Raw genomic sequence first — 21,635 nt, 5'->3', positions numbered from 1 at the left:
TTGAGTCCAGTCGAATACCGAACTCAATCCAGCCAATCAGCTGCATAATAAAACTCTAATTTTTGGGGGTAACCACCCAATCCAAGCGTTTTCATCAATATTATTTAGAAACAGTGGTTCCTTGGAAGTAGTGGGTAAGGATTTGTACAGCGGTCCAGCCCTTTTCTGCATAGCCGCGTGCGCCGTATTGGCTCATCCCAATTCGGTGTCCCCATCCTTTTCCGTTTAGTGTAACAGAGGTAATGCCTGATCCGCCTTCATTGGAAACAACCCCGCCAGCTGTTTGAATGGATACTTTTGAATCGGAAAGGGTTACTTCGCCATTTGCTGTTAGCACCTTTTGACCTTTCATATCCTTAATGGTTTCAGTGCCGTTTGCTGTTTGAACAGACAGCTCCGATGGTGAACCATTTACCTGAATATCAAACCAGTTTGTATACAATTGATTATAAAGGTTTGAATCAGGAAGAGGGAATAGCTTGCGGATGACTGATTCATTTCCGGTTACCGTTTTCTCTCCTGCAGAAGTCTTTAGTGTTACTCCGCGAACTTCGCCGTTTGCTCCTGTTTTTGCTAAGGTAATATCAAGGATTTGGGCTGTTTCAGCAAATCCGAATGATTTTAATACTTGCGCAGCTGTAAACGTTTCACTCCAGCTGCTGTAAGGAGAGTTTTCATATGGATCTTCGACAGATACTAAGTAAGGAAAGTCGGATTGTCTAGAGTTCCATACATCGCCTACATTTGCCGTTCTGCCTCCGCTCGTTGAGAAGAAGAAGGTTTGGATCGGTTTGCCATTATATTTTACTAAAAGTCCTTCTGTTTCTTTAATGGCCGCATTCGTTCTAGCATCCTCTCCAGTGTATCCACGGTATACTTGGCTTGCTGCTGTTGTTGTTAACATGATCATGTTAGCTGCATAGCTTCGTGCAGAAATAGCTTGTGCCTTTAAAGCTTCCTTATGCCATGAAGCAGGCATTTCGCTAGGGACAACGCCCTTTAAATAGTCTTCCATATCTAGAATATTAATCACTTCTACTTTAGTGCCATTTGGTTTCAAAAAGAAGCTGCCACGATAAGTGACCCCATTGCTTACTCTTGCTAGAGATAAGCTGCTGCTGACCTGCTCTTGAACATCAAAACCTTTAGAAGCAGTTTCGGTAAAACCAGTGTAGCTTACAGTGACCCCAGCGCTGTCCTTTTTCACACTAATTGTCGTGTTCGGGGGAACTTCCGTTACATTTCCTGTATCCTTATTGCTGAGCTGATAAGAGCCGTTTAAAGAGATAGTCAAGTTTGCATTTAATAGAATCGATACATTTACTTTCGTTGGGTAGTTTACTAGTTCCGCTGCTTTTGAGTTAGTTGGTAAATAAACTAGCAGCAATAGAAGACTAGCAAAAATGGAAATAAACCTCTTCAATTTATTTCACCTCGCTAAGGCTGCCGATGATCCATCCTTTGACTCCTGCAGCTGTTTGAACATTATGCCAAACCTCGCCAGCCGCATTTGTGAAGGAGGAAATATACTTTAACGTTGTCCCTTTTGGAATCACTTGAAGGGATGCATAGCTTGTCGTCGCTCCTTTACGCAAATTCACATCTCCAAATGTAACAACCGTTTTCTCTGCATTCGCTGGCTTTTCTACAGAAACATCTCCAGAAAATACCCATCCCTTTAACGTAGAAGAAAGCTCAACACGATACCAAAGACCTGTTGCAGATTTATGTGAATCAATAACCTTTAATGAGGAGCCACTTGCTCTAGTAGCAACGACTTTATATTCTTTTGTTGCACCAGAATGAATGTTGACTGTTCCTTTTGCATAAACAGCTGAAGGCAGATCGCCAGTAACTGGTGGAGTAACGGGTGGTGGTGTTGTTCCTGGCTGAGAAATTTGAGCTTTCAGATTATTTATTTCCTGCTGCTGTGAGGCAATCTTTGATTCTAGCTCAGAAATCTTCGTTTTCATCGGATTTAATTGAGAGGTCACCCAATCAACACTTGCTAATACAACATTACTTGAAGCTTTCATTACTTGTGGAGTCGAAATAACCGCACCCGCTCCGAGGCCCAGTGTTAGCACACCTGCAGCCATTAATTTTTTTGATCGATTCATTTTTTTTCCTCCTTTTATATAAAAAACAAAAACTAGTAGTCCCAAAAAAGGATAACTCTGAAAAATGAGACATTCGTCCATGAAAAAAAATTTGGGTAACTAATAATAATTACCCAAATTTATATTCCTTTAGTAGAGTAGCATAATTATGCGTAATGGAAAATAGTTTACAAGTTTTTAGAAATTGTTAAAGTATTCCTCAAGCCCATTTGTAATTCCAACGGCAGCCTTTTTGCGGAAGTCGCTAGAATTAAGCAATTTTTCCTCTTTCGGGTTAGAAATAAAAGCAAGTTCTACTAAAATACTTGGCAGGTCATTCATACGATTTACATAGAAGTTTTGTTCCTTAACACCGCGATTATACGTGCTAAGAGAAGATATCATATTCTTCTGAACGGCGCTTCCTAATGTTTTGCTTCGAGGGCCGTTAAAGTTCACCGTAGAATTATAATAAGTCGTTGATCCATTAGAGGAAGAAGAGAAAGAATCTGCATGGACGCTTATAAACGCATCAGCACTTGATCTGTTGGCAATATCTGTTCGTTCTGATAATTCGAGAAATACATCTGTACTGCGAGTCATGATCACTGTTGCGCCATATTTTTCTATTTCCTCTTTAAGAGCTAATGCCGTTGAAAGAACAACATTCTTTTCTTTAATGCCAGTTGGTCCAACTGCACCAGAATCTTTTCCGCCATGACCAGCATCAATAATAATTGTTTTACCTTTCAAACCGAAGGGTACAATTTTAATAGATAGCTTGTCATTATAATTTCTCATCGTAAAGGAGTATCCTGGTTCAAACGTTAATACAACTGACTTTTCAGCCCCTGAAGCAAAGGTTTCAACAGATTGAATTCCAGGGACTTTTCCAGAAGGCAGTTCAACATCTGTTAATCCTCCTGTCAGTTTTAGACGATTGGAAGACAGCGTTGTGTAAGAAACGGAAAAGTTGCTCGCTTTTTTCCAGTTTAAGTATTGATCTCCACCCGATGTGGTTACTGTTGGAGAAAGCAGCTTCTTAGATACTAATTGGAAGGAAGCCATATCAGAGCTTAGAACCCAGCCTTTTTTTCCAGATGAGCTCAGAATATTGTACCATTGCTGACCAAGAGAATTCTTGAACTCGCCTAGTATCGTTACAGTTGTACCTTTTTTCAGTACTTCTGCTACCTTATACTGTGTAGAAGCTCCAGATCGTAAATTTATATTTGCTGCCCCTACTATGTACTTAGAGCCTACACTATATCCCGTCTGTTCCTGAGTGGAAACAATCGTTTCACTGATCCATGCTAATTGATTGGAGCTTGTTAGTACTTGATACCATACGTGGCCATCTGAACCCTTTTCAGATTTTACTGCATTTAAAAGTGATCCTTTAGTTGCCTGATCCAAAATCGAATAGCTCGTAGATGGGCCGCTTCTTAAATTAGCTACATCGGCAGTTACATACAAATCAAGATTCAATGACTCGGATGTACTAACTGAATCTGCTGGAATCCAGCCCGCTAATGATGAATTTACCTCAACTCTTAGCCAAGCTGTACCGTCTGTATGGGTAAAGTGGTCGATGACTTTTACTTTCTGGTTTAAAGAAAGCTTGTAGACGGACGCGTAAGAAGTGGTTGCTCCTTTTCTTACATCCAGTCCATTTTGTCCGCTATAGACATAGCTGCCAATATCGGGGAGGTCTGTTGTTTCAGAACCCGGAGGACTTGGCGGATTGGCAGTTGAATCAAATGCATCCTGATGAATCCACCCTTTTAATGACCCTAAATCTGCACGATACCATGTTTCGCCAGCTGCATTCTTAAACGTATCAATAATTGTCACCTTTTGGTTCTGGTAAACATATGAAACGATGCTGTATGAATTCGTTGCACCTTTTCGAACGGGAGCCTTAGCTGCATAAATTGTTTTGACTTCCGTGCTTGGCGGAGCAGGCTTATCATCATTGGATGGTGCGACATAGTCTTGGATTACCCAGCCTTTTACTGAGCCAACCTCAATACGATACCAAAGTTCGCCTGTGCTGTTTGTAAAGCTATCAATTACTTTGACTACTGTATTTTTTGAAAGTTTTGTTACTACTTGATAAGAGGTAGTAGCACCTTTCCTGACGTTTACATTGTTTTCAGTAATCAAAGCGTTCTTACCTGTTTGAATCATACTGCTGTTTGTTTTAATTTGTTCTACTAACGTACTTGCCGATGTATCTAGGCTTTCTGCTTGTACGATGGCAGGAAAGAGAGCAGCAGTAGCAAGAACAGAAGAAGCAATCAGTTTTTTCAAAGTTTTTTCCCTCCGTCGACAAAATTTTATTTCCGTATCTTATTCTAGCGAACTTTGTCAAATGTTCCAACCATAAATACTAAATATAGTCATTTATTATTAGAAAAATATAAATGAGAGTGGGTGCAAAGGGATATTCTTGGAATATTATTCAAAAAAAAGCCTGTTGCTGCGCATTTACGCTCACACCAGGCTTTAAATATATTAATTTAGTATTCTTCGTTATCCGCATTCTGTTCACTTTGCGAATCTTGTGTAGACTGGTAATCCGTTCCTACTGTTTTCTTTGTCTTTGTTAAGCTATCGTTTAAAGTCGTGCTTAATTCTTCAAGAGATTCATCGTCTGGAATATAATAATAAACACCATTAATATATTCGTCTTCACCTTCTAGTGTCAGGTTCTGAATTTCTGTATTCTTAATTTTGCTGTAAAGTTTTATGAAATTTGCAAATTTAGACGGGGGAATGTTTGTTTTTACATTCTCTCCTAAGTCACCTAATATATCATTAATTTTCGTAATCGTACCGAAGGATGTTCCTTTATCAATAATTGCCTTAATAACTTCCTTCTGTCTTTCGTTTCGTCCTTTATCCCCTTGAGGATCCTTTTTTCTCATTCTTACATAGGCAAGTGCTTCATTTCCGTTCAGGTCCATTGGTCCTTCATGAAAGGTTTTCCACTTTAAACTGCCTGTAAGCTGTGATTTAAAAGTAAACGGTACATTAACTTCTACTCCGCCAAGAGTGTCAACGATATCTTCAAAACCCTCAAAGTTAGTCGTAACATAATAATCGATTGGCACATCCAGCAATTCATCAACTGTTTCTATAGTCGATTCAACACCGCCGTAGCTAAAGGACTCTGTAATCTTTGTTTTCTTTCCAGCAGCCGGAACCATAATTCGTGTATCACGAGGAATACTTAACATGGAAACTTCTTCAGTAATTGGATTAACAGTTACAAGCAGAAGGACATCAGAACGCTGTCCGCCACCTTGTTCTTCAATTCCTAATAATAGGATGTTAAAAGGATCCTTCGTGATTTTAACTTCTTCTGTGCGATGATTTTCGACTTTTTCGCGATCAATTTCTTGGTAAATATTATCAGTAGCCTTTTTTGCGTGGTAAGCAATATCAAATGCAAAATACGATCCGCCACCAACTAAAAGGAGCAGGAGTAAAAGGACAAAAGTGCGCCAAAAACGCTTCTTTTTGCTTTTTCTCCTATTTGACCTAAGATTAGACATTTTATCCCCACTTTTTGTTTTATTAGTAAAAAACTTAGTGACTTTATTCTTTGTATGTTCTATTTGTTTCATTAAAAAAGACACATATTGCAGGCTGGGTTTGTAAAACACTAGTAAATCAATAGTTAATTTTACCGAAATTATCAGTAATCGTAAATATAATTATTTTTCCACGTCTTCCTCTAAATAAACAACTGCACCTTCTGCAATTTCTCCCTGTCCATTCGTTAGCTCAATCATCCACTCGGTAAAGGCAGAAGTTTGTTCTTCCTCCACATATGTTTCAATCTCCACTGTATCAAGATAATGGATTTCCTTAAGTGCATAGATTGAGGAGCGCAGTTCGTTTTCGAGCTTTCCAAGCCACGTATAGTCAACCTTCGTATGCATGACCCGCATCAGCTTTCTTTCAACAACCCCGGTGGCGTCGATTCCTTCTGAGGTGGATTTTCCGTAAGCGCGAATAAGTCCGCCGGCTCCAAGCTTGATTCCGCCAAAGTATCGAGTGATAACAACCACTGTATCTTTCAGCTGCTTTTTCTTGAGTACTTCCAGGATGGGTACGCCTGCCGTCCCGCTTGGTTCCCCGTCATCGTTTGCTTTCTGGATCTGATCATTTTCTCCGATCATATAGGCAGAGCAATTATGTGTGGCATCCCAATTTTGCTTTTTTATTTTCTGGATAAATGCTTGTGCTTCTTCTTCCGATTCCGCTCTTTCGACATAAGCGATAAATCGTGATTTTTGGATGATGATTTCGTGTTCTCCGTAACCTTTTACAGTATAGTAACGGGGCAGCATATAACCGCTCCTTTCCAATCTAATTCGCCTTTTTTACATATGCTAAGTCAATATAAATATTGAATCGGAGAAATGTCTGTCATAATTACCTATTAAAGTTGAGGACTCCACCTTCCGATAAATCAACATCGATTCACTAATGCTCACGTGTTCTTTTATCGAAAGAATGTGCTCTCCAATTAGTATGACGAGGAACAAGGCTTTTTCGCCTTTCTTCATTATAATTCGACAAGTTGCCAAACTTCAATTATAAGCTGAATGTAATGAAACTTTAATATTGTAAAAAAGTCTCCGTGATATAATAACAATATTCGAATGGTAGAAACCTTCTATATGTATATATAGTTTGTTGGTTAATAAAGATAATTCATGGTCATATTATAGGATATAAGTCATATGCATGAAACATAATACTGAGTCTTTTTACGGAATTTTGTTCTTTTTCGCCTGTTTTTAGGTGTTCAGAGATAGTATAAGAAGCGATTTCAAGCTAGAATAAAAGGGATTAGTGGAAGAAATTTGTTTAAAAGTAGGTCTATGCTGGGTAGAAGAGAAGCATTTACAGTACATAAGCTTTTTTCATAAGCTATACAGTCCATAGGTCGCTAAGCGGTACGCTTTTCGATTGGAGGATATTTAATGAGTAAAAAAAAGAAACTTGATACAAAGACGCTTGATTTAATATTAGAAAAAATGATTGATACGGTTGACATCAGCAAGAATGAAATATTTCGCATTGGGGAGCAATGCCGCAAGGATCATATGACTTTAAGTGATGAGCTTAAAGAAATGAAGGAACAAGTTGCGAAAACCATTAGCGAAGGGGACAGGCTGGATGGCCAAACTCGCTTTGCAAGAAAACGCCTTTCTGAAGTCAGCATGCACTTTAAGGATTATACAGAAGCGGAAGTTCGTGATGCGTATGAAAAAGCGCATCAGCTGCAAATGAATTATTCGATGAACCAGCAATTGGAGAAGCAGCTTCGGGATCGTCGCGATGATATTGAGAGAAGGCTTGTTGGACTTCAGGAAACGATTGAGCGCGCAGAGCATCTCATTTCTCAAATTACGGTTGTAATGAATTATTTAACAAGCGATCTTCAGCAAGTAGGTGAAATGCTTGAGGATGCTAAGATGAAACAAGACTTTGGTTTGAAAATCATCGCAGCCCAAGAGGAAGAGCGGAAACGTGTATCAAGGGAAATTCATGATGGTCCTGCGCAAATGATGGCAAACGTTATGATGCGTTCGGATTTAATTGAAAGGGTGTATCGGGAAAGAGGCAGTAATGAAGCGTTCAAAGAAATTCGCGACCTGAAAAAAATGGTGCGAAATGCACTATATGAGGTCCGGAGAATTATTTATGACCTGCGTCCGATGGCTCTTGACGATTTAGGCTTAGTTCCGACCCTCAAAAAATACTTGCAGACAACCGAAGAATATCATAAGAAAACAAAAATAGTTTTTGCAAATTTAAAAGAAGAAAAAAGACTCCCAGCAAATTATGAAGTAGCCCTTTTTCGACTCATCCAAGAATCTGTACAAAATGCGATTAAGCACGCCCAGCCATCTGAAATACAAGTAAAGCTTGAAATCGATAAGTCTAAGGTTTCTGCTGTCATTAAAGATGATGGGATCGGCTTTGATACCTCTCTGAAAAAGACGAATTCATTTGGCTTAATCGGCATGAGAGAAAGGGTCGAGTTATTAGAAGGCGAGCTTTCCATTGATTCAAGAATAGGAAAAGGGACGGTTGTCCTTATACAGGTTCCTATTATTTGCGACTCGAAAAATTGAGGATTGGCAATAGGGAATTTGAATAATTATTTCACAAATATACTAGCAAATAGAAACTAGCAATTACTTAGATAAAATCTATGTGAAGAATGCAGGAGGGGTAAAGATGACTACGAAGATTGTCATAATTGATGACCACCAATTATTTAGAGAAGGCGTAAAACGCATCTTAGATTTTGAAAAAACGTTTGAGGTAGTAGCTGAAGGGGATGATGGAGGTGAAGCTGTTTCCATCGTAGAACAGCACCATCCAGATGTTATTATTATGGATATTAATATGCCAAGTACAAATGGCGTAGAGGCAACTCGTCAGCTGATTGAAAAATTTCCAGAATCAAAGGTTATTATCCTTTCTATTCATGATGATGAAAACTATGTTTCGCATGCGTTAAAAACTGGTGCAAGCGGATATCTGCTGAAGGAAATGGATGCAGACGCATTAATTGAAGCTGTTAAAGTAGTAGCCGATGGCGGTTCATACTTACATCCAAAGGTAACCCATAATCTAGTAAATGAATACCGCAGACTGGCATTAGAGGAATCAGGACAAGGTCAATCCTATATGCCTCGCGTAGAAATACGCCGTCCGCTTCATCTGCTTACTCGCCGTGAATGCGAAGTACTTCAGCTTCTTGCAGACGGAAAAAGCAACCGCGGAATTGGGGAAGCCATCTTCATTAGTGAAAAAACAGTTAAAAACCATGTCAGCAATATTTTACAAAAAATGAACGTTAACGACCGCACACAAGCCGTAGTTGTCGCAATTAAAAATGGCTGGGTAGAGGTTCGGTAGTATTATTGAGAAAAGAGCTGTTGCATAAAGGGCAATGGCTCTTTTTTAATTTCGGATCGGTTTGGTGAAAAAAGCGAGCTCGTATCTGGACCTGAGATAGGAATCATTTTAACACTGCAGCTGCGAGAGTTTGTAAAATACTTTTTATTTCGGAGCCTCTTTTTTGTGCACAGCGAATCATAAATAATACTTCTTCTATTTCCTGTGGAGTAGAAACTTCAGCGAGCCACTCGGCTAAATCCTCTCCAGTAATAGAATATTTAAGTGGAGAAATTCGAATTGTTTTATAAGGTTTTACGATATTTTTGAATGCATGAACATTACTCCTGTGTTCTTTGCCAAGGTAATGCGAATTAGAATGGGCCTTCTTCTGCATAGTGAACGCCACCTTAATTTTATAATCTCTAACTATTCTTTCCTTCAATAGAGTGGGGACATACCAAGACTTACGAGAAAATGTATAATTCATGACACTTCCTTTATGCCTGTTTACAAAATAGGTATTTTTAACCAAAATAGGGGTATATGCATGAAGGAGTGTGTGAATATGTCAGGTATAGAGAAACTGCCAGATTTATTATTAGTCGAAACGTACTATAAAGCACTTGCTATTGATGTTGAACCGAAATTTATTGAATTTCTATTATTGGAAATTAATAAAAGGGGCTTAGAAATTTATTATCAAAAACAATTGAATTAATCGTATGTGTAACATTCCTCTTCAAAGCACTTTCATTTCCTACTTGATTTATACCCATTCCCATAGTAATTGTAACGTTTTTCTTTTCGATCGTTTCTGTACATGATAAAAGTTTTTCTCTTCAGCCTAATCCTTAAATCCACCCCAAATTTAATGCATTTCCTTTCAATTTCATATAAAATGGGAAATAGAAAATGAATAAGGATGGTATCCCAAATATGAAAACGGCAGTAGTCACGGATAGTACGGCCTATATCCCAAAGGAACTACGGGAAAAATTAAATATATATATGATTCCACTAAGTGTTATTTTTGGACATGAAACCTATCAGGAAGAAATCGATATAAGCGCTTCTGACTTCTATGAGGAAGTAAAGCATAAAGAGCTCCCGACAACGTCACAGCCTCCAGTTGGACAGTTTGTTGAGCTATTTGAAAAGCTATCGAAGGAATATGATGCTGTCATCACCGTGCACTTATCAAGCGGGATTAGCGGCACATTCCAAGGTGCGGTCACAGCTGGCGGCATGGTGGAAGGCATTAAGGTCTATCCATTTGATTCCGAAATCAGCTGTATGGTGCAAGGCTTTTATGTGCTAGAAGCAGCAGAAATGGCTTCTGCAGGCCATACACCAAAGGAAATAATGGCACGCCTTGAAGAAATGAAGCATTCCATTCGTGCTTATTTCATGGTCGATGACTTATCCCATTTGCAGCGCGGCGGAAGGCTTTCCAGTGCTCAAGCGCTCATTGGCAGCTTGCTTCAGGTAAAACCGCTTCTTCATTTTGAAGAAAAAGTCATTGTCCCGTTTGAAAAAATTCGGACACGTAAAAAGGCAATGAAACGAATTGTCGAACTGCTAGAAGAGGACGCCAAGAGCGGTGCCCCTTACCGTGCAGCTATTATTCATGCAAATCGAGAAGCAGAGGCAAACGAATGGAAAGCCGAGCTTGAGGCCCAATTCCCAAATGTTGAATTTATGATCAGCTACTTTGGTCCTGTTATAGGTACCCATCTTGGTGAGGGATCGATGGGACTGGGTTGGGTGAAAAAGAGAGAAGGTTAAATGTTTTTTAAATAGATACATAGCGGGAGTGGAAAGTAAGTATCTATCACCGATATCCCGCATACCTAAAAGAATAAGCTTTCATTCTGAAAAGCAGTCAAAATAGCTATATAATGCAGCAAAAAAATAACAGAGGTATTCGGATCGTATGCCGGGTGCCTCCAATACTACTGAGGTGATCCTTTGCGATTTGCCATCGTCCATTCAAAACTCCTGCCCGATAAACTTCTTCATTCCTCTCAAAAAACATACCCAATCTCATCTATTGATCAAATCCCCGTTCTGCAGATGAATCCAAGTTATTCCTACAACATAGAGCTCCAAAAACAGCTATCAGGCAAACAGCTGTTGTTAGATGATCTTACTTTTCCCCTCGAAGAAATCCAGGAACATTATGAACAGGGCCACCTCATTTACCGGAAAGGAATTCACGTAGAAAAAAATAAACCTATTTGTACCCGTTGCGGCAATGAAAGTAATCTATTTTTTGCTCACTTTCCATGTGCTAGGTGTGGAGAAAAGTGCCTCTACTGCCGGAAGTGCATTATGATGGGAAGGATTAGCGCATGCACCCCGCTCATCAGCTGGACAGGACCGGCTGCTCAAGTTGAAATGAACCGCACACAGCTTTCTTGGGATGGCTCCCTATCCGACGGACAGCAGGCGGCCTCTGAACGAGTGATTCAGGCAATTAATGAAAACAAGGAGCTCCTCGTATGGGCGGTGTGTGGGGCTGGGAAAACTGAAGTGCTTTTCCAAGGCATCGATGCTGCGCTTGCCTCGGGAAAAAGAGTGTGTCTGGCAACACCAAGAACAGATGTAGTGCTTGAGTTAACCCCCCGTCTAAAAAACGTTTTCCCCCACATCCAGGTTGCTTCACTTTATGGCGGCAGTGAAGACCGCCATTTGAATGCCTCTTTAACCATTACAACAACCCACCAGCTTCTGCGATTCTACCGGGCTTTTGATACTGTTATTCTCGATGAAGTCGATGCCTTTCCATATTCTGTCGAGGAATCTCTCCAATACGCTGTCCGCCAAGCGCGAAAACAGTCATCCTCCATGATCTACCTTACAGCAACTCCGAATGAAAAATGGCAAACAGAATGCCTTCATGGAAAAAAGGACTTTGTTACAATCCCCGCTCGCTATCATCGCCATCCTCTTCCAGTCCCGCGTTTTCAATGGTGTGGGAACTGGGAAAAAGGACTCAAAAAGAATAAGCTTCCTCCAAACATCCTTCAATGGGTAAAAAAACGTTTAGACGCCAATAAGCAATGCCTCCTATTCATTCCAAAAATAGATAAAATGGAAAAAATCCTTCCGCTCATACGATTGCTCCATCCGAAAATAGAAGCCGTCCATGCGGAAGATCCCCATCGGAAGGAGAAGATATTAGCAATGCGGAACAAAGAAATCCCCATGTTGCTCACGACAACGATTTTAGAAAGAGGGGTGACATTCCCGAATATCGATGTGGCTGTGCTCGGCGCAGAGGATCGCATTTTCACCGAAAGTGCCCTTGTGCAAATTGCCGGCCGAGTGGGACGGAGTGCGCAGGCTCCGGGTGGAGACATTACATTCTTTCATTATGGAAAAACAAACGCGATGATTCGCGCGAAAAACCAAATTTTAAAAATGAATGAGGAAGCACGGAAGAAAGGACTGATTGATTATTAATCATTGCCTAGTTTGCTTTTCAGAATTGATGCCGCAAATGGGCTGGACAACGTTATTTTCAAAAGAAGAATCACACTACATGTGTACGGAATGCTACGTGAAATTTGAAAAAATTGAAGGAGAAACCTGTAAGAGCTGTGATCGTCCATTAGCGGAAACAGAACCGCAATTTAAAGTGGCAAATCGGTGCTTAGATTGCATCCGGTGGGAGGAGGATCACGAATGGGTAGGTACGCTTGAGAGAAACCATTCACTTGTCCATTACAACGATTTTGCCAAAGAAGTGATTGCACGCTACAAATACCGTGGGGATTATTTGCTTTCGTATCTTTTTGTCCCGTTAATCAAGAAAAAGCTCCAATTGATTTCTTTCGATGCAATCGTTCCGATCCCATTAAGCGAGGAACGGCTCTATGAGAGAGGATTCAATCAAGCAGAAGCTATAATTTTGGCCTATGGCTATCAGCCAAACAATCTCCTCACTAGAATCCATTCAGAAAAGCAATCAAAGAAATCCCGCTCAGAGCGTATCCACCTTTCACAAGTTTTTCAAACAAAGATCAACATTCCAAATAAAAAAATCCTCCTCATTGACGATATATATACTACAGGTTCTACACTTAGACATGCCGCGAAAGTCCTTAAAGAAGCAGGCGCCCAATCAATAACCTCGCTGACAATAGCAAGAGGGTAACAGAATTTCGGAAATCTGCCATTTTCTAATTTCCGGCATTCAAGCTATAATTGTGGAAAAAGAGATCTTAAAGATAATAAGGAGGAGCCAGCGTGTCTGAACTGACAAACTGTCCAAACTGTAATGACATATTCGTAAAAAACCAATTCCGTGACATCTGCCAAAATTGCTGGAAAGAGGAAGAAAAGGCATACGAAACAGTCTACCAATTCATCCGCAAACGTGAAAACCGTGCGGCAACAATGGAACAAGTAGTAAGCGCAACCGGAGTAGAAGAAGAGCTAATCTTAAAATTCATCAAAACAGGACGTCTCAAATTAACCCAATTTCCAAACCTTGGATACCCATGTGACAAATGCGGAGCGATTATTCGTACAGGAAAGCTTTGTGATCATTGTGCAGACGTTCTGCGAAAAGAGCTTGATGTTTTCGCAATGGAAGAAGAGCGAAGATTGGAAATTGAGAGAAGAGAAAAGAATGCAACTTATTTTGCGATGGATGAGAAGATTAAAGGGAGAAATTAACATTGGTATAATTACCTGTGAGAAATATGGACGGATTATGATTCATCAAATGAGTCGATAATCTGAACGTATGTCTTACAGGTTTTTTATTTCAGGCGCTAGTGCAAATTAAACAAATGTACATTCATTTCAATAGGTATTTAGAGTTAATTTTAGCTAATCTAAAAATATTATTTAAAAACTTTACATTTTTACCGATAATAAATATATAGAAATTCGCTCGGAGTGAAAGTGAGGGATATCAATGAAAATCAATAACTTTGGCACTTCAGGTGTAAACCCATATAAACGCCAAATGAATAAACTTGATAATATAGCAAAAACAACTGCAAACGCAACAGATAAAATAGAAATCTCAACAACAGCAAAAGAAATGCAGCAAGTCTCCCAATATGCGGTCAACCGCCAAACAAAAGTAGATGAACTGAAAATTCAAGTAGAGAACGGAAACTATAAGATCAACCCAAATGAGGTAGCAAAAAGTATTCTCAATTTCTATAAAAGATAAGGATTGGAGGGAAACGCATGTCCGCCGAATTGCTATACGCATCCATGGAAAAGCTGTGCAAGCTTCACAAAAGCCTTTATGAGCTCGCGGTGAACAAAACAGACATTATCAAAACAGGGGACATGGATGCCCTAAACCAATTATTAAAAGATGAACAATCCCATATTGCGGCTATCGATCAAATGGAGAAAGAACGCCAAAAAGCAGCAAAGGCTCTTGCGCCTCATATTGACCAACCGACAGTTACAGATTGTATGGATCATCTTTCAACTGCTGAACAGGACAAGATTACAGATATTGCCAATGAACTCATCCAACAAGTCCTTCATTTAAAAGAACAAAACAATCTCAATCAGCAGCTCATTCATAATTCTCTGCAATTCGTCAATGTTTCTATGAATTTACTGCGTCCGCAGCCTGAAAATATGAACTATGGACCACCTAAAAAAACTAAAAAGACTTCCGAAAAAAGCGCCCAAGGGATGTTTAATTCGAAAGCATAACAGAACGGAGGAACAATCATGCGCCCGACATTTATGGGACTTGAAACAGCCCGCCGAGGTATGTTCACTCAGCAAAGTGCTTTATATATAACAGGACATAATATTTCAAATGCGAATACACCAGGATTTTCTAGACAACGAGTTAATTTTCAGCCAACTATTCCATATCCAGGTAATGGGATAAATCGTCCGTACATGCCTGGGCAAATGGGTACAGGTGTCGAAGCAGGTAGTATTCAGAGAATTCGTGATAGCTTTATTGATGCTAGATATAGAAGCGAAAGTAACCAGTTAGGATATTACGGAGCAAGATCAGATGCGCTGACCCGAATGGAAGATGTAATGAACGAGCCTACATCTGAAGGATTATCAGCGGCAATGGACAACTTCTGGAATTCCCTGCAAACATTAGGAACAAACCCGAATGAGAGCGGTGCGAGAGAAAGTGTCTTAGCGCAAGGAAATGCGATGGCAGATACTTTTAATTATCTCTCTACTACCCTTAATTCTATTCGTGACGATTTAAAGCAGAGTATTAGTGTAAATGTTGATAAAATAAATACTTTAGCTTATCAGATCAATGAAATTAATAAACAAATAGGTCAGGTGGAACCACATGGAGATCTTCCGAATGACTTATATGATGAAAGAGACCGACTAGTCGATGAACTTTCACAATTAGTGAATATCAAAGTGACAAATCAGCAAAGTGGAGGAATCCCATCACCGATTGCTGAAGGAACGTATAAAATAGAAATTCTGGATCATTCAGGGAAAAGCTTAGGGACGTTAGTTGATAAGAATACAATTGGCGGGGAACCAAATAAGATATCCTACAAAATGAATAATGATGGTTATGTTGAATCCTTATCAATAGGAAATGGCTCACCAGTAAAAGTAGAAGATTTCTCAAAAGGAGCCCTAAGATCAGATATAGAGGCTTATGGTTATGTAGATAAAAGCGGGAACCAAGTGGGTACATATCCTGATATGGTCGATCAGCTTGATAAGCTAGCTTTTGCTTTAATTAAGGAATACAATCATGTCCATAGAAGCGGAATTGATCTTGACGGGAATAGTGGGAAAAACTTCTTCCAGGATCTTTCAAGTTATAAAGGGGCAGCTGGTAAAATTTCAGTAGCACTCACTAACCCGAATGAAATCGCTGCTTCCCTCAATGGAAAAGGGAATGGGGATAATGCCTATAAATTGGCTGAGGTACTTAGGAAGGATCTTTCAGAGTTTGAAGCACAGATTAAAGATTCCGCAGGCAACTTAATTAATTTAAAAGATTTCGCTCAGAATGATTTGAAGATGTCAGGGAATATTAAGTCCTTCTACGGAGGATTAATTACATCCCTAGGTGTTAAAACACGAGAAGCGAATACTTTAACGAATAATACACTAACGCTATTAGATTCAGTAGATAGACAGCGGCAATCCGTTTCTGGTGTATCACTTGATGAAGAAATGTCAAATTTAATTAGATTCCAGCATGCGTATAATGCATCTGCTAGAAATATCACAGTTTTAGACGAAATGTTAGACAAAATCATTAATGGCATGGGTACAGTAGGAAGGTAGGGATAAATAAATGCGTGTAACACAATCGATGCTTACTAATAATATGCTACGAAACTTAACAAGTAGTTACCATAAACTCGGTAAATATCAAGAACAGCTAAGTTCTCAAAAGAAAATTTCAAGGCCTTCCGATGATCCAGTTGTTGTATTTAAAGGCATTTCTTATAGAACAAGTGTAAATGATGTTTCACAATACCAAAGAAATATGTCTGAGGTAAATGTGTGGCTGGAAAATACAGAAGATGCACTTGAAAAGGCAGGTTCATCTATTCATCGGTTAACAGATTTAGTCACTCAAGCAAACACTGGAACAGTAACTGATGACGATAGAAAGAAAATCGAAGATGAAATCGAGGAAATCAAAAAACAGCTCGTTTCCATTGCTAATACAAAAATATCAGGAAAATATATTTTTAATGGCTCTGATATTTATAATGCGCCAGTCAACTATGATGGGACGAACGTAACAATGAAATATAATAACGATGCAGTAAATATTGAAGTTTCTGCAGGCATTAAACTCCAAGTAAACTATTTAGGATCAAATGTATTTGGTGACGAGAAAAGTGGCATGTTTGCGGATCTGGAAGCTTTGCAGAATGATTTGAAAAATGGGAACGAACCAGACTTGGGGAAGTTCATTGATGCATTTCAAAGTCATTTAAATACAGTTACATCCGCTAGATCTAGTATCGGTGCGTCAATGAACCGTGTAGATATGATTCAAAATCGCTTAGATTCTCAAGAAATCATTGCGACTAAGACAATGTCAGAGAATGAAGATATTGATGTGGAAAAAGTAATTTTAAATCTGCAAACCCAACAAAGTATTCATAGAGCAGCCCTAAGCGTTGGTTCAAGTATCATTCAGCCGAGTTTAGTTGACTTCTTAAGGTAAAAATAAAGCTATCTATATAGATAGCTTTTCTTTTTAGGGAGAGAATAATATGCAAATACCACAAATTCGAATAGAATCACAAGCTGGTAAAATTGGTTTGAATATTAATAAACCCATTCAATCGATTGAACAGCCTCAAGCTGATTTGAGCATAGAACAGCCTCCTGCCGAAATGACAATAAATCGTCAACCTGGCAGATTAACAATTGATCAAACTCTAGCAAGAGAAAATCTAGACCTTAAATCAATTTTTAAAAGAAATGATGAAAATGCACAGCTTGGCTATCAAACTTTAATGGAGTATATTAGTAAAACTGTTCAAGAAGGCGATGAACTAATGAAAATTGAAAATGGTGGCCAGCCGCTGATTGATCAAGTTGTAAGAGCGATGGATCGCGAGTCTGTATTCAATACTGGCAATACTCCTTCTCAAGACAGTGTCCAAATAGACTATGCACCTGCAAAGGTTGAAATAGAATGGAATCGAAATAAACCTAATATTCAGGTTCAACTGAATAAGCCTATTCATGATTATACGCCTGGTAAGGTAGAGGTTTTTATGCAACAATACCCATCATTAAATATAGACTTTACAATCTAAAGACTGTGGGGAGATAAAAGTGAAAATCAAAACAAGGTATCATGAAGAAATTGAGGCAAGCAAAGAGGATATTATTTACTTTGGAAGCGGAATACCGGGATTTCCAGAAGATAAGGAATTCATCAACCTTCCTCTGGGAATGGACTCGTCTTTCAGTATCCTCCAATCAATAAATAATGAAGAACTTGGCTTTGTGATTGCTGAACCATTCTCCTTCTTCAAGGAATATGAATTTGACTTAGATGAATCGGTTATTACTCAACTGAAGATTAAGGACAAAACAGATATCATTATCTATTCAATTGTTACACTCGGAGATTCATTAGCCTCATCAACCGTTAATCTGCAAGCCCCTATTATCATTAATAAAAGAGAACGTTTAGGGAAGCAGGCCATTCTAAACACTGATAAATATCACACAAAGCATGTATTAGCAACAAAAAAACAAATGGGTCAGGAGGGGTAACGATGCTAGTTCTAACAAGAAGAAGAAACGAAAGTGTTATCCTGAATGAAAACATTGAAATTACCATACTAGAAATTGATGGAGATCAAGTGAAGGTTGGAATAAAGGCTCCGAAAGAAGTAGAAATCCTTCGCAAAGAGATAATAGTGAAAATTGAAGAAGAAAATATGAACGCATTAAAGGGAAATCACGACTTAAAAAAATTTTTTTAAAAGAAAACAAAAAAAGTGTAAAAACTTCGAGAACCCTGTCGATATAATAAATAGTTACATAGGAAATAAGTCGGCCGACGAAATACTATGTCAAACTAACCACATGGAAGTGGGAACTTTCAAACTCAAGGAGGAAATTCAAAATGAGAATTAACCACAATATTTCAGCGATGAACACTCATCGTCAATTATCTTACAACAACAATGCTTCAGCTAAATCAATGGAAAAATTATCTTCAGGATACCGCATCAACCGTGCAGCTGACGATGCAGCAGGTCTTGCAATCTCTGAAAAAATGCGTAACCAAATCCGTGGATTAGACCAAGCAGCATCTAACTCACAAGATGCAATCTCTTTAATCCAAACGGCTGAAGGTGCATTAAATGAAACTCATGCAATGCTTCAACGTATGGCTGAGTTAACAACAAAAGCTGCTAACGAAACGTTAACAACTTCTGATACTGCGAAAATTCAAGAAGAAATTACTCAATTAACAGACCAAATTGGTGCGATTGCAGATCAAACTAAGTTTAATACTAAAAATATCCTTAATTCATCATCTTCTTTAACTTTCCAAGTAGGTGCTAACTCAGGTGAAACTATTAAGTTAAACTTAGTAGATGCTACTGTTACTGCTCTTAAGCTTGATGCAGCTGGTGGTATTAAAGACCTAGTAAGTGATGTAACATCAACTGTTGATGGAACTTTAAACGGTGTTGCAAAAGGTAACTTAGATATTATCCAAAATGCTATTAACACAGTTTCACAAAACCGTTCTAACCTGGGTGCTGTTCAAAACCGTTTAGAGCACACTATTAACAACCTAGGAACAACTTCTGAAAACTTACAAGCTGCTGAATCTCGTATTCGTGACGTAGATATGGCTAAAGAAATGATGACTATGACTAAGAACAACATTCTTACTCAAGCTGCTCAAGCTATGCTTGCACAAGCTAACCAACAGCCACAAGGAGTTCTTCAACTTCTTCGTTAATATTCTAAAGAATAAAAGAGATCTTAGAATTCCTAAGATCTCTTTTTTTTAGGTAAAATACCCCTGTCCTTAATGTTTTTAATTAAAAGTCGATAATAGTAATAGAACTTTAGAATTTAAAAGGTGGCTATCATGGGTAAAAATACTATATCACTATGTATGATTGTTAAAGATGAGGAAACGTACTTAAGAAGGTGTTTGAATAGTGTTAAAAATCAAGTGGATGAAATCATAATAGTTGATACTGGTTCAACAGATTTAACTATAGACATTGCAAGAGAATTTGGGGCTAGCATTTTTACTTATAAGTGGGACAATGACTTTGCCTCAGCAAGGAATTTCTCTTTAGATAAGGCACAATCTGAGTATGTTATAGTACTTGATGCCGATGAATATTTAGATGAGAAAACAAACCTACAAAAGGAAATCGAAAAGCGAAAAGATTTTTATATCATAAATTTTAGGAATTATATGGATGGGGGCTATGTATCAAAACATCAAGCCATTCGATTATTTAAAAATAATATCAACCTAAGATATTATGGGAAAATTCATGAGCACTTAAATATTGATGCATTTAAGAATTTAACTAATGATTTTGTTGACTTTGTTATCCATCATGATGGCTATAAAAAAGAAACCTATGATAAAAAGAATAAGTTTGAACGAAATTTAAAGATTTTAGAAAAGGAAGTAAAAGATACACCTACTGGATATAATATGTATCATTTAGGTACGCAGTATAGAATAGATGGCGACTATGCCAAAGCGTTAGATTTGTTTAGAAAAGCTTATCCACTAAGTAAAACCCAGATTTATTTACCCTATCTTCTTTATCTTATGGGAGATTGCTTATTACAGTTAGGTAGGTATAAAGAGGGGATTAATCTAATTAAAGATTCTATCGAAATATTTCCAAAGTATACTGGTTACTATTATTTAATAGGATTAATCTATGAACAACTAGACTATTTAAAGGAAGCAGAGAGGGCATTTGAGAGATGCCTTGAATTGGGAGAGGTTGAGGACTTGCAATCCTTAGAAGGGGTTGGCAGCTACTTTGCTCATATTAAATTATCAGAAGTACATCAAAAACAAGGTAATTTAATAAAGGCACTAGAATCATCATTCTCTGCATTGGAATTTAATAAGAATTTTCCACCTGCACTCTCACAGTATATTTCTGTATTAAAGTCTGCTGGCATTAATGAAAGTGATATAAAAGAAAATTTGATAAAGTCTTACCCAATCAATGATGTTAAGAAATTAGAGATTCTTACTGGTGTCTTATATGCTCATAGAAATAAACTCCTTCAGTTTTATGTTGATGAGTTTAACATAAATGTAAATAAATCAGTTTTAGCAATTGCAGCCCTTTATAATAATGAATATGAGAAAGCTTATAAATATTGGAATGAAGAAGAAATATTAGATAAGAGTAATTTTAGTGATATCGTTACATTGCTGGTAGTTCAAAAAAACCAAGACTTGTTGGAGAAATTATTAAAGGCAATGAATCTTAATAAAAAAGAAAAGAAGGTGATGTCTTCTATAGTGGATGGAAAGGGAGAGATATTAAATTATTTTCCAGATACATTATTTGAAACTATAAAAGATGCATGTATAAATTTACTAACAATAGAAGAAGAGGCAGTTTTTTTAGATTTATTAAAAAGGTTAAATTTAAATGTACAAGAAAAAGAGCAATTAGTAAGATCAATATTAAATAAAGGTTATCTAGAGGTAGCTATATATTTAATAAATGAAGAATTAAAAATAAATAATACAAATTATGAATTAATTGGATTGCTAGGAGATGCATATGCTAGGCAAAATAAATATAAGGAAGCACTTGGTCTTTATACTCAATTGATTGAAAAAATAGGAGATTATTCTTCTTATAATAGATTATTTTGCTTATATGAAAAGATTAATTACAGTGATGGACTACCCATGTTAAAAATTCAAATGAACAGAATCTTGGAAACTGAATTAGGGGTTAATATAATATCCTAGCTAATGTCTTGATTAGAAACAACGTGAAAAAGTTAATATTAATTAGTTCTCCTTATTTTATGGGTTTTTAGAATAGCTAAAAACCTGAAATAAGGAGATTTTTTCTATTTAGGAAGGAACTGTGAAGTTTGAGAAAT

Annotated in this window: 22 protein-coding genes; 16 read left to right on the top strand and 6 right to left on the bottom strand. The window is 37.9% G+C overall.

Annotated elements, in window-relative coordinates:
• Nucleotides 1-100: 100 nt before the first annotated feature.
• From ASU02_RS22305 to ASU02_RS22285, 5 genes are all read right to left on the bottom strand, one after another.
• Nucleotides 101-1,423 (bottom strand): SpoIID/LytB domain-containing protein, encoded by a 1,323-nt coding sequence (locus ASU02_RS22305; protein WP_057767628.1) that lies wholly within the window; start codon nucleotides 1,421-1,423, stop codon nucleotides 101-103.
• A gap of 1 nt (nucleotide 1,424) precedes the next feature.
• On the bottom strand, nucleotides 1,425-2,120 hold the full coding sequence (locus tag ASU02_RS22300; RefSeq protein WP_057767627.1) for an SH3 domain-containing protein: 696 nt from the start codon (nucleotides 2,118-2,120) through the stop codon (nucleotides 1,425-1,427).
• A 177-nt stretch (nucleotides 2,121-2,297) separates the two neighbouring features.
• Nucleotides 2,298-4,412 carry an N-acetylmuramoyl-L-alanine amidase gene (locus tag ASU02_RS22295; RefSeq protein ID WP_057767626.1) on the bottom strand — a complete coding sequence of 705 codons (2,115 nt, stop codon included), beginning with the start codon at nucleotides 4,410-4,412 and terminating at the stop codon, nucleotides 2,298-2,300.
• Between the two features lie 209 nt (nucleotides 4,413-4,621).
• The gene (locus tag ASU02_RS22290) at nucleotides 4,622-5,659 is read right to left on the bottom strand and encodes an LCP family protein (RefSeq protein ID WP_057767625.1); all 1,038 of its coding nucleotides are present in this window, start codon (nucleotides 5,657-5,659) and stop codon (nucleotides 4,622-4,624) included.
• A gap of 162 nt (nucleotides 5,660-5,821) precedes the next feature.
• Nucleotides 5,822-6,460 (bottom strand): YigZ family protein, encoded by a 639-nt coding sequence (locus ASU02_RS22285; protein WP_057767624.1) that lies wholly within the window; start codon nucleotides 6,458-6,460, stop codon nucleotides 5,822-5,824.
• A 639-nt stretch (nucleotides 6,461-7,099) separates the two neighbouring features.
• On the opposite strand from ASU02_RS22285, the gene ASU02_RS22280 reads away from it, so the two are divergent.
• A complete protein-coding gene (locus ASU02_RS22280; protein WP_057767623.1) occupies nucleotides 7,100-8,257 on the top strand; it encodes a sensor histidine kinase in 1,158 nt (385 codons plus the stop codon).
• A gap of 106 nt (nucleotides 8,258-8,363) precedes the next feature.
• Nucleotides 8,364-9,050: a response regulator gene (locus ASU02_RS22275; protein ID WP_057767622.1), complete on the top strand. Its 687-nt coding sequence runs from the start codon at nucleotides 8,364-8,366 to the stop codon at nucleotides 9,048-9,050.
• Nucleotides 9,051-9,153: 103 nt separating this feature from the next.
• On the opposite strand, the gene ASU02_RS22270 is transcribed toward ASU02_RS22275, so the two are convergent.
• A complete protein-coding gene (locus ASU02_RS22270) occupies nucleotides 9,154-9,426 on the bottom strand; it encodes a hypothetical protein (RefSeq protein ID WP_057767621.1) in 273 nt (90 codons plus the stop codon).
• A 153-nt stretch (nucleotides 9,427-9,579) separates the two neighbouring features.
• Here ASU02_RS22270 and sda point away from each other — a divergent pair, with 153 nt between their 5' ends.
• The 14 genes from sda (at nucleotide 9,580) to ASU02_RS22205 (ending at nucleotide 21,498) form a co-directional block, all read left to right on the top strand.
• Complete coding sequence (sda, locus tag ASU02_RS26100; RefSeq protein ID WP_232426321.1) at nucleotides 9,580-9,750, top strand: sporulation histidine kinase inhibitor Sda; 171 nt, start codon at nucleotides 9,580-9,582, stop codon at nucleotides 9,748-9,750.
• Between the two features lie 218 nt (nucleotides 9,751-9,968).
• Nucleotides 9,969-10,817, top strand: a complete 849-nt coding sequence (locus tag ASU02_RS22265) for a DegV family protein (RefSeq protein ID WP_057767631.1) — start codon at nucleotides 9,969-9,971, stop codon at nucleotides 10,815-10,817.
• Nucleotides 10,818-11,000: 183 nt separating this feature from the next.
• Nucleotides 11,001-12,497: a DEAD/DEAH box helicase gene (locus ASU02_RS22260; protein WP_057767620.1), complete on the top strand. Its 1,497-nt coding sequence runs from the start codon at nucleotides 11,001-11,003 to the stop codon at nucleotides 12,495-12,497.
• Nucleotides 12,487-13,191, top strand: coding sequence for a ComF family protein (locus ASU02_RS22255; RefSeq protein ID WP_332307660.1), 705 nt, complete (start codon nucleotides 12,487-12,489; stop codon nucleotides 13,189-13,191). Before ASU02_RS22260 ends, ASU02_RS22255 begins: the two co-directional genes overlap by 11 nt.
• A gap of 92 nt (nucleotides 13,192-13,283) precedes the next feature.
• Nucleotides 13,284-13,715, top strand: a complete 432-nt coding sequence (locus ASU02_RS22250; protein ID WP_057767619.1) for a TIGR03826 family flagellar region protein — start codon at nucleotides 13,284-13,286, stop codon at nucleotides 13,713-13,715.
• A 244-nt stretch (nucleotides 13,716-13,959) separates the two neighbouring features.
• A complete protein-coding gene (gene flgM, locus ASU02_RS22245; RefSeq protein ID WP_056686570.1) occupies nucleotides 13,960-14,223 on the top strand; it encodes a flagellar biosynthesis anti-sigma factor FlgM in 264 nt (87 codons plus the stop codon).
• A gap of 17 nt (nucleotides 14,224-14,240) precedes the next feature.
• Entirely contained in the window at nucleotides 14,241-14,726 is a 486-nt protein-coding gene (locus ASU02_RS22240; protein WP_057767618.1) for a flagellar protein FlgN, read from the top strand.
• Nucleotides 14,727-14,744: 18 nt separating this feature from the next.
• Nucleotides 14,745-16,310 (top strand): flagellar hook-associated protein FlgK, encoded by a 1,566-nt coding sequence (gene flgK, locus ASU02_RS22235; protein ID WP_057767617.1) that lies wholly within the window; start codon nucleotides 14,745-14,747, stop codon nucleotides 16,308-16,310.
• Nucleotides 16,311-16,320: 10 nt separating this feature from the next.
• A complete protein-coding gene (gene flgL, locus ASU02_RS22230; protein ID WP_057767616.1) occupies nucleotides 16,321-17,208 on the top strand; it encodes a flagellar hook-associated protein FlgL in 888 nt (295 codons plus the stop codon).
• 49 nt (nucleotides 17,209-17,257) lie between these two features.
• The gene (locus ASU02_RS22225) at nucleotides 17,258-17,809 is read left to right on the top strand and encodes a DUF6470 family protein (RefSeq protein ID WP_057767615.1); all 552 of its coding nucleotides are present in this window, start codon (nucleotides 17,258-17,260) and stop codon (nucleotides 17,807-17,809) included.
• A gap of 19 nt (nucleotides 17,810-17,828) precedes the next feature.
• A complete protein-coding gene (fliW, locus tag ASU02_RS22220; RefSeq protein WP_057767614.1) occupies nucleotides 17,829-18,275 on the top strand; it encodes a flagellar assembly protein FliW in 447 nt (148 codons plus the stop codon).
• Between the two features lie 2 nt (nucleotides 18,276-18,277).
• On the top strand, nucleotides 18,278-18,487 hold the full coding sequence (gene csrA, locus ASU02_RS22215; protein WP_057767613.1) for a carbon storage regulator CsrA: 210 nt from the start codon (nucleotides 18,278-18,280) through the stop codon (nucleotides 18,485-18,487).
• Between the two features lie 143 nt (nucleotides 18,488-18,630).
• A complete protein-coding gene (locus ASU02_RS22210) occupies nucleotides 18,631-19,482 on the top strand; it encodes a flagellin N-terminal helical domain-containing protein (protein WP_057767612.1) in 852 nt (283 codons plus the stop codon).
• A 132-nt stretch (nucleotides 19,483-19,614) separates the two neighbouring features.
• Nucleotides 19,615-21,498: a TPR domain-containing glycosyltransferase gene (locus ASU02_RS22205; RefSeq protein ID WP_057767611.1), complete on the top strand. Its 1,884-nt coding sequence runs from the start codon at nucleotides 19,615-19,617 to the stop codon at nucleotides 21,496-21,498.
• The last annotated feature ends 137 nt before the right edge of the window (nucleotides 21,499-21,635 follow it).

It is taken from the genome of Cytobacillus praedii (assembly GCF_001439605.1).
Lineage (GTDB): Bacteria > Bacillota > Bacilli > Bacillales > Cytobacillaceae > Cytobacillus > Cytobacillus praedii.
Note: the sequence above shows the minus strand (reverse complement) of the source record. Positions and strands in the feature narration are given on the sequence as shown.